The organism is Dietzia sp. E1 (assembly GCF_014145015.1).
Lineage (GTDB): Bacteria > Actinomycetota > Actinomycetes > Mycobacteriales > Mycobacteriaceae > Dietzia > Dietzia cinnamea_A.
This window is the reverse complement of record NZ_JAALDU010000526.1, coordinates 1-3,782: the sequence shown is the minus strand read 5'-3', so window position 1 is coordinate 3,782 and position 3,782 is coordinate 1. Positions and strand designations below refer to the sequence as shown.

The 3,782-nt window shown below is 70.8% G+C and carries 5 protein-coding genes; all 5 read right to left on the bottom strand.

All coding sequences use genetic code 11. The features are described from left to right. A partial coding sequence (gene recO / locus G6030_RS15070; RefSeq protein ID WP_182643671.1) for a DNA repair protein RecO occupies positions 1-476 on the bottom strand: 476 nt, incomplete at its 3' end. A 141-nt stretch (positions 477-617) separates the two neighbouring features. Continuing rightward, positions 618-1,526, bottom strand: a complete 909-nt coding sequence (era, locus tag G6030_RS15065) for a GTPase Era (RefSeq protein WP_182643670.1) — start codon at positions 1,524-1,526, stop codon at positions 618-620. Further along, on the bottom strand, positions 1,523-2,848 hold the full coding sequence (locus G6030_RS15060; RefSeq protein WP_182643669.1) for a CNNM domain-containing protein: 1,326 nt from the start codon (positions 2,846-2,848) through the stop codon (positions 1,523-1,525). Before G6030_RS15060 ends, era begins: the two co-directional genes overlap by 4 nt. 3 nt (positions 2,849-2,851) lie before the next feature. Continuing rightward, positions 2,852-3,334: an rRNA maturation RNase YbeY gene (gene ybeY, locus G6030_RS15055; protein ID WP_007626431.1), complete on the bottom strand. Its 483-nt coding sequence runs from the start codon at positions 3,332-3,334 to the stop codon at positions 2,852-2,854. After that, positions 3,331-3,782, bottom strand: a 452-nt coding sequence (locus tag G6030_RS15050; protein WP_182643668.1) for a PhoH family protein, incomplete at its 5' end; no start/stop codon positions are given. The genes G6030_RS15050 and ybeY, both read right to left, overlap by 4 nt.

Genomic DNA, 3,782 nt, shown 5'->3' with positions numbered 1-3,782 from the left:
CAGCAGTCGAGGACGGGTTCCCAGCCGGAGGCGGCCATGGCGCGCAGGAGGAACGCGTCGGCGACCAACCCCGGCGCGCGGCGGTGTTCGGCGAGGGAGCGCAGGGCGCCGACGGCGAGGCCGAGCAACCGCGGAGTGGGAGCACCCTCCTCGCCGGCCAGGCGTTCGGCGGTCTCCAGCACCACACAGCCGGACGTGTACGCGGGGTAGTCCGCGACCAGCGGACGGGCGAGGGATTCGCGGCTGGTGGCCTGGCGGACCGTGCCCAGCCCGCTGCTGCCGCGGCCCGGGGCGATCTGCACTTCCACCACCGCGAACGGCTCGAGGCTGGCGCCCATGCGGGAGCGGGTGCGCCGCACGGCGCGGGCCACGGCGCGGACGAGGCCGTGACGTTCGGTCAGCAGGGTGACGATGCGGTCGGCCTCGCCCAGGTCGTAGGTACGCACGACGAGGCCCGTGTCGGTGAAGGGATGCACCCGGACCTCCTTCCGTGTCGTTCGCCCGCGCCGTGCTGGCCGCCCGCGCCGCGTCGTTCGCCCGCGCCGTGCCGATCATCCGCGCGACCATGCGGGCGACGCGTATCGCACCGTGCAGGTGCCCATTGTCCCACCGGCGGGCTAGAAGCCGAGACGCCCCAGCATCTTGGGGTCGCGCTGCCACTCCTTGAGGACCTTGACGTGCAGGTCGAGGTACACCTTGGTACCGAGCAACTCCTCGATTCCCGCCCGGGCGCGGGTGCCGACCTCGCGCATGCGGGACCCGCCCTTGCCCAACACGATCGACTTCTGGCTCTGCCGCTCGACGTAGACGATGGCGTGGACGTCCACCATGTCGTCGCGGCCCTCGTGCGGAAGGACCTCCTCGATGGTCACCGCGATCGAGTGCGGCAGCTCATCGCGCACGCCCTCGAGGGCCGCCTCGCGGATGAGCTCGGCCATCCGGGTCTCGTCGGACTCCTCGGTCACCACGTCGTCCGGGTAGAACTGCGGCCCCTCGGGCAGCAGTGAGGCGATGACGTCCGCCACCACGTCGACCTGCTCACCCGACGCGGCCGAGACCGGCACGACCTCGGAGTCCGGCCCGAGGAGCTTGGAGACGGCGACGAGCTGCTCCATGACCCTCTGCTTGGAGACCGTGTCGATCTTGGTCACCAGCCCCAGGAGCGGCGTGGTCGGGCACAGTTTGCGGACCTGTTCGAGGATCCAGCGGTCGCCGGGGCCGATCCGCTCCCCCGCCGGGATGCACAGGCCGATGAGATCGACGTCGGAGTAGGTGTCCTCGACCAGCGCGTTGAGCCGTTCCCCGAGCAGGGTGCGCGGGCGGTGCAGGCCCGGGGTGTCGACGAGGATGATCTGCGCGTCGGGCCGGTGGACGATGCCGCGGATGGCGTGCCGCGTGGTCTGGGGCTTGGCGGAGGTGATGGCGATCTTCTCGCCCACCAGCGCGTTGGTCAGGGTGGACTTGCCCGTGTTGGGCCGGCCCACGAAACTGACGAACCCGCTGCGGTAGTTCTCGGGAGTGCTCATCGGGTGTCCTCGCGCCGGGGATGGTCGTCGGTGTCGTCGTCATCGGTCTCGGTGGGCGTGGCCACCACGGTGACCACCTTCACCCGCCCGCGTCGGTCGTGGCCGCCCTCGGCCCGCAGGTCCAGACCGCTGGTGACGATGTGCGCCCCGGGCAGGGGGACGCGGCCGAGCTCGAGGGCGAGCAGCCCGCCGACGGTCTCGACCTCCTCGGACACCTCGTCGGGGAACTCGATGTCGAACAGGTCCGCGACCTCGTCCAGAGCGAGCCGGGCGGACAGCCGGTAGCGGCCGTCGCCCAGATCTTCGACGGGCGGGACCTCGGTGGTGTCGTACTCGTCGACGATCTCGCCGACGATCTCCTCGAGGATGTCCTCGATCGACACGAGTCCGGCGGTGCCGCCGTACTCGTCGACGAGGATCGCCAGGTGATTGTGGTCGCGCTGCATCTCGGCCAGCAGGTCGTCGATCCGCTTCGCGTCGGGCACGAACACCGCCGGGCGCATCACCTCGGCGACGGGGGCGGCGCGCCCGTCGGGGTCGTCCAGGCGGGCCACGATGTCGCGGAGGTAGACCACGCCCACCACGTTGTCGGAGTTGTCCCCGTCGACCACGGGGATGCGGGAGTAGCCGGACTTGACGGTGAGCCGCGCGGCCTGGCCGACGGTCTTGTCGGACTCGATCCACACCATCTCGGTGCGGGGGGTCATGACCTCGCGGGCAGTCGTGTCACCCAGTTCGAAGACCGACTGGATCATGCGGGACTCGTCGTCGGCCACGACGCCGCGCTCGCGGGCCATGTCGACGATCTCGAGCAGCTCGATCTCCGAGGCGAAGGGCCCGTTGCGGAAGCCGCCGCCGGGGGTGACGGCGTTGCCGAGGCCGACCAGCAGGGTCGCGACGGGGCCCAGGACGACCCCGGTCACGGTCAGCGGCGTCGACGCGCCCAGGGCGAGCGTGTAGGCGTGCTGGCGGCCGAGGGTGCGGGGCCCGACCCCGGCGACGATGTACGCGGCGACGGTGGTGACGACGACCGCGGTGACCAGTGCCCAGGCGCGGGAGTCGATGAGCTCGTCGAACACCACGGTGAACAGCACGGCGGCGCCGATGAGGCTGAGCATGTGCAGCAGGACGGCGACGTTGATGTACCGCGGGCGGGCGTCGAGCATCCTGGCCAGACGGACGGCGCCGTAGCGGTTGTCCTTGGCCATCTCCTCGACGCGCGCCACGGAGACCGTGCTCAGGGCGGCGTCGAGGGCGGCGAACAGGCCGGCGACGGGGATGAGCACCACGGCCGCGATGGCCGTGTAGATGGTGGCGTCCACGACTCAGGCGTCCACTCTCGGGGACTCGTCGCGGTGGTCGTACCACTCGCCCAACAGCTCGTTCTGCAGGCCGAACATCTCGCGCTCCTCTGCGGGCTCGGCGTGGTCGTAGCCCAGCAGGTGCAGGCACCCGTGGACCGTGAGCAGGGCGAGCTCGTGCGCGAGCGGGTGGCCGGAGCTGGCGGCCTGGTCGGCGGCGAACGCCGGGCACAGGACGATGTCGCCGAGCATGGCGGGGCCGGGCTCGGGCAGGTCGGGGCGGCCGCCGGGGGTGAGCTCGTCCATGGGGAAGCTCATCACGTCGGTGGGGCCGGGCAGGTTCATCCACGTGACGTGGAGGTCGGCCATGGTGTCCTTGTCGACGAGCGTGATCGACAGTTCGGCGGCCGGGTGCACGTCCATCCGGGCGATCACGAACGCGGCCACGTCGATGAGCTCGGCCTCGTCGACCTCCACGCCCGACTCGTTGGCGACCTCGATACTCATCGTCGGCGCTGCTCCCTGTTCCTGTGTGTGGGGGTGGGTCGGTCGCCCCGTTCGAGGCGGGCTTCGTGCTTGGCGTAGGCGTCGACGATCCGGCCGACGAGGGCGTGCCGTATCACGTCGCGGGACGTGAGCTCGGAGAAGTGGATGTCGTCGACGCCGGAGAGGATGTCGCGCACGACCTTGAGGCCGGAGCGCTGCCCGCCGGGCAGGTCGATCTGGGTGATGTCGCCGGTGACGACGATCTTGGAGCCGAAGCCCAGGCGGGTGAGGAACATCTTCATCTGCTCGGGCGTGGTGTTCTGCGCCTCGTCGAGGATGATGAACGAGTCGTTGAGCGTGCGACCGCGCATGTAGGCCAGCGGCGCAACCTCGATTACCCCGGCCGCCATGAGCTTGGGGATCGCCTCGGGGTCCATCATGTCGTGCAGCGAGTCGTACAGCGGCCGCA

Excerpts from the sequence above, each read along its gene's own strand:
- era (WP_182643670.1), bottom strand. The coding sequence starts at position 1,526 with ATGAGCACTCCCGAGAACTACCGCAGCGGGTTCGTCAGTTTCGTGGGC.
- ybeY (WP_007626431.1), bottom strand. The coding sequence starts at position 3,334 with ATGAGTATCGAGGTCGCCAACGAGTCGGGCGTGGAGGTCGACGAGGCC.